This window comes from Lentilactobacillus dabitei (assembly GCF_019061365.1).
Classification (GTDB): domain Bacteria; phylum Bacillota; class Bacilli; order Lactobacillales; family Lactobacillaceae; genus Lentilactobacillus; species Lentilactobacillus dabitei.
Genome location: NZ_JAHPPD010000147.1, coordinates 1 through 3,654, shown reverse-complemented (window position 1 = coordinate 3,654; position 3,654 = coordinate 1). Strand labels below are relative to the sequence as shown.

Sequence of the window (3,654 nt, the reverse complement as noted above, 5' to 3'; positions counted from 1 at the left end):
GGGGACAGTGATGTCCCATTTATTCTGGATAAAAAAACTGGCATTGATGATTTCCATCAATACCAGAAAGTTTAGACCCGTACTTTTCAAGTACGATTAACGTTTCACAAGGAGGAACCATTTTGTTAAAAGGAAAAATTAAAACTTACAGTCCAAGGAATGCGTTTGGCTTCATTACCCAAGATGATGGCGACGACCTGTTCTTCTTTAAAAATGCTTTCCCAGAAGATCAGTACGGGACCATTCAGGTGGGCGCCAGAGTGACCTATGTTGTGGTTGAAGGCCAAAAGGGGCCCCAAGCTGCTAAAGCCCACGTGGTTGAAGACTGAGTGCCACAATTGCATTAGCTGGCAAATCTTTGTAGAATAAGATCATTAAACAAAATAAGGTGATTTTTTGAATTTTGTAGAACACGTTATTGGCTCAGAAAAAATCTATGATGGGGCAATTATTAATGTTGAAAAGCAAACTGTTCGTCTGCCAAATGGTGAGCAAGCCTTTCGCGAAGTCGTTCACCATTCGGGAGCAGTCGGTGTTTTAGCATTGACCCACGACAATCAAATGATTCTCGAAAAGCAGTGGCGGGCCCCAATCGGCAAGACCACCATTGAAATTCCGGCCGGCAAAGTGGATAGCCGGGACACTAATTTTCATCATGCCGTGATTCGTGAACTCAATGAAGAGATTCGTTACGTGCCTCGAACAGTTAAACGACTGGCCGGCTTCTATTCATCGGTTGGCTTTTGTGACGAATATATGCAACTGTATTTGGCTGAAGATCTCCAACCGGTTGAAGACGAACTGCCCCGTGATAAGGGTGAATTCCTGGAGATTATCAAGAAGCCCCTTCCAGAAGCTGTTGAAATGGTTGCCAATGGTGAAATTGAAGACGCAAAAACAATCATGGCAATCCAGTACTGGCAGCTCATGCAAAAGTAGGTGACCACTTAATTGGCAATTGACGATCATAAAAAAGAGTCCGAACCACTCACTCGAGAACAATACAGAAAATTACGGCAGCAACAAGATGACGACTTCAAGCAACGTGACAAGCGCCGAGTGCAGGTCGAGCGCCAGTACGCCCGCAAACATAATCAAGAGGCGCCAGATGATCGTGCCCCAGAGGCTGCGACGTCAACAGAAGCTGCCGAAGACTTTAAAACATTCAAATGGAGAAAGATCAATCGACGATTAAATTGGACAATTTCAGTGTTGCTGTTCTTAATCCTGATCGTCTATTTAGTCTTATTTTTCATTAATTAAGGAGAATTTTTATGGCTTACGGAATTATATGTGCAATGGACGAGGAGTTGGCAATCTTAAAGGATGCCCTCGACAACGGAACAACTGAACATTATGGTCATGCTGACTTTTTCATCGGCCAAATTCATCATCAAAAAATGGTCATTGTTAAATCTGGAATTGGTAAAGTCCAAGCGGGAATTACGGCTGCTATCCTGATTAATCATTTCAATGTTGACAGCTTGATCAACTCAGGTTCAGCAGGTGGAATTGGTGATGGCCTTTCAATTGGGGATGTCGTGGTTTCATCCGAAACCGCTTATCACGACGTTGACGTGACGGCTGCTGGCTACAAAATGGGGCAACTGCCTAATTTCCCAGCCCGGTTCCCGGCTGATCAACAGCTTGAAGATAAGATCTTGAAGGCCGCTAAAGAAAGTGGTGTGGTTGCCCATCGCGGTCTCGTTGTTTCGGGCGATCAATTTGTAGCCGATCCAAAAGTCATTGCCACAATCAAGCAAAACTTTCCGGATGCACTCTGTTCTGAGATGGAAGGCGCCGCAGTCGGCCAGATAGCCTACGAAAACAAGGTGCCTTACGTCGTCATTCGGGCGATGTCTGATGTTGGTGATGAGAACGCCAATGTTAATTTTGACCAATTCATTGTGAGTGCCGGCAAAAAGTCTGGGCAAATGTTAATTGATTTCTTCAAGAATGAGTTATTAAAGGAGTGAAAGCTTTGGACGAGATTTATTTGGACAATGCCGCAACCACACCGGTTTCCGAAGAAGTGTATGCGGAGCTGATGGATAAGTATAAAAATGTTTATGGGAACGCCTCAACGTTGTATGGCTTGGGACGCCAAGCACGGGCGGTCATGGAACATGCCCGAGAGATCATCGCTAAGAGCATCAATGCGGATACTGATGACATTATCTTTACCAGTGGCGGTTCAGAAAGTGACAACACTGCGATTATGCAAACGGCGCTTGCCCGTCAGTCACTTGGCAAGCATATCATCACAACTGCAATTGAACATGAGGCCGTTTTAAAGACCTGTGAGGCTCTCGAAAAGATGGGCTTCAAGATTACCTATTTACCCGTCGATGAGCACGGAAACATCTCTTTAGATGACTTTAAAGCTGCATTGGATGATCAGACGATCCTCGTTTCCATCATGATGGGCAATAATGAGGTCGGTTCGGTCATGCCCATTCATGAGATTGGGGAAATTTTGAAGGATCACCAAGCTTGGTTCCATACAGATGCCGTTCAGGCTTATGGATTACTGAACATTGACGTCAACCGCGACCACATTGATATGCTGTCAACGTCGGCTCATAAAATCAACGGACCCAAGATGATTGGTTTTCTTTACAAGCGCAATGGGATTAACTTCCCAAGCTTTGTGAAGGGTGGCGATCAAGAGGAGAAACGGCGAGCAGGGACTGAAAATGTTCCCGCCATTGCTGGATTTGGTAAAGCGGTTGAGACAATTACCGAAGCTGAAAAGGCTCACCGACAAGCAAAGTATTTCAAATTCAAGCAATATATTGCGGCTAAATTAACTGAAAATGGGGTTGAATTTGAAGTCAATGGGGACATTGATGAACATAATTTGAACCATGTCTTTAATATTTGGCTTAAAGGGATTTCAACCTACGTGATGCAAACCAACTTGGATCTTGCTGGAATTGCTGTGTCTGGCGGGTCGGCGTGCACAGCTGGCAGTATCGAGCCTTCCCATGTGCTGGTTGCGATGTATGGCAAGGATAGTCCTCGAATTAGCGAGTCAATTCGAATTAGTTTTGGCCGCTACACCACCACTGAAGATCTAGATAAATTAGTCGATGCAATTACTAAAATTTCTAATCGAGTTAAGGGGGTGAAGCTGTAATGGCATTTTCAAAGACTGCGCAAGCAAACGGTGATCAACAAACTTACCAAATTAGTGAGGGGATTAAGCGGTATACCCTTAAAGATTTAGGCTTTATTGAAACCAAAGCCGGCAATTTTTCACTGGATCGTTCATTAGATCCAAATTCTCCATATAACGCTGGCTACAAATTTAAAATGATGGTTTCTAAAGACTTGGCTGGCTTCAGAATGTCCATCACCACTGGCAACGGCCTTAAGAAAGTGAACATTTTTAAGGACGACGCAACTGCGGACAGTGTTGAACAATATAATTTCATTATTAATAACTTGATTGATCGTGATGTGATTAAACGAGCTGATTAGTCGTAATTTTGGAGATATTGGGACGAAAGGTGATTTGATCCCAGAATTTAAGCCAAAAAAGTAATGCATTCTGATTTTGGAATGCATTACTTTTTGGCTCTTCGTCAACTGTTGTTGGTGAAACTAAATTCGAGTTCTAATCACTTTGTGATTAGGGCTCTTTTTGTTTTG

Annotated in this window: 6 protein-coding genes; all 6 read left to right on the top strand. The window is 43.6% G+C overall.

Annotated features, from left to right (window positions below; translation table 11 throughout):
• Nucleotides 1-122: 122 nt before the first annotated feature.
• On the top strand, nt 123-329 hold the full coding sequence (locus tag KTE19_RS13210; RefSeq protein ID WP_217161676.1) for a cold-shock protein: 207 nt from the start codon (nt 123-125) through the stop codon (nt 327-329).
• A 67-nt stretch (nt 330-396) separates the two neighbouring features.
• Nucleotides 397-939 (top strand): NUDIX hydrolase, encoded by a 543-nt coding sequence (locus KTE19_RS13205; protein ID WP_217342478.1) that lies wholly within the window; start codon nt 397-399, stop codon nt 937-939.
• A 12-nt stretch (nt 940-951) separates the two neighbouring features.
• Nucleotides 952-1,263, top strand: coding sequence for a hypothetical protein (locus KTE19_RS13200; RefSeq protein ID WP_217342477.1), 312 nt, complete (start codon nt 952-954; stop codon nt 1,261-1,263).
• 11 nt (nt 1,264-1,274) lie between these two features.
• Nucleotides 1,275-1,976, top strand: coding sequence for a 5'-methylthioadenosine/adenosylhomocysteine nucleosidase (locus KTE19_RS13195; RefSeq protein ID WP_217161670.1), 702 nt, complete (start codon nt 1,275-1,277; stop codon nt 1,974-1,976).
• Nucleotides 1,977-1,981: 5 nt separating this feature from the next.
• Entirely contained in the window at nt 1,982-3,139 is a 1,158-nt protein-coding gene (locus KTE19_RS13190; RefSeq protein ID WP_217161667.1) for a cysteine desulfurase family protein, read from the top strand.
• Nucleotides 3,139-3,483 (top strand): DUF1831 domain-containing protein, encoded by a 345-nt coding sequence (locus KTE19_RS13185; protein WP_217161665.1) that lies wholly within the window; start codon nt 3,139-3,141, stop codon nt 3,481-3,483. The genes KTE19_RS13190 and KTE19_RS13185 overlap by 1 nt, the downstream gene beginning before the upstream one ends.
• Nucleotides 3,484-3,654 lie beyond the last annotated feature (171 nt).

Coding starts and splice junctions, on each gene's coding strand:
- KTE19_RS13195 (WP_217161670.1), top strand. CDS start 1,275: ATGGCTTACGGAATTATATGTGCAATGGACGAGGAGTTGGCAATCTTA.
- KTE19_RS13185 (WP_217161665.1), top strand. CDS start 3,139: ATGGCATTTTCAAAGACTGCGCAAGCAAACGGTGATCAACAAACTTAC.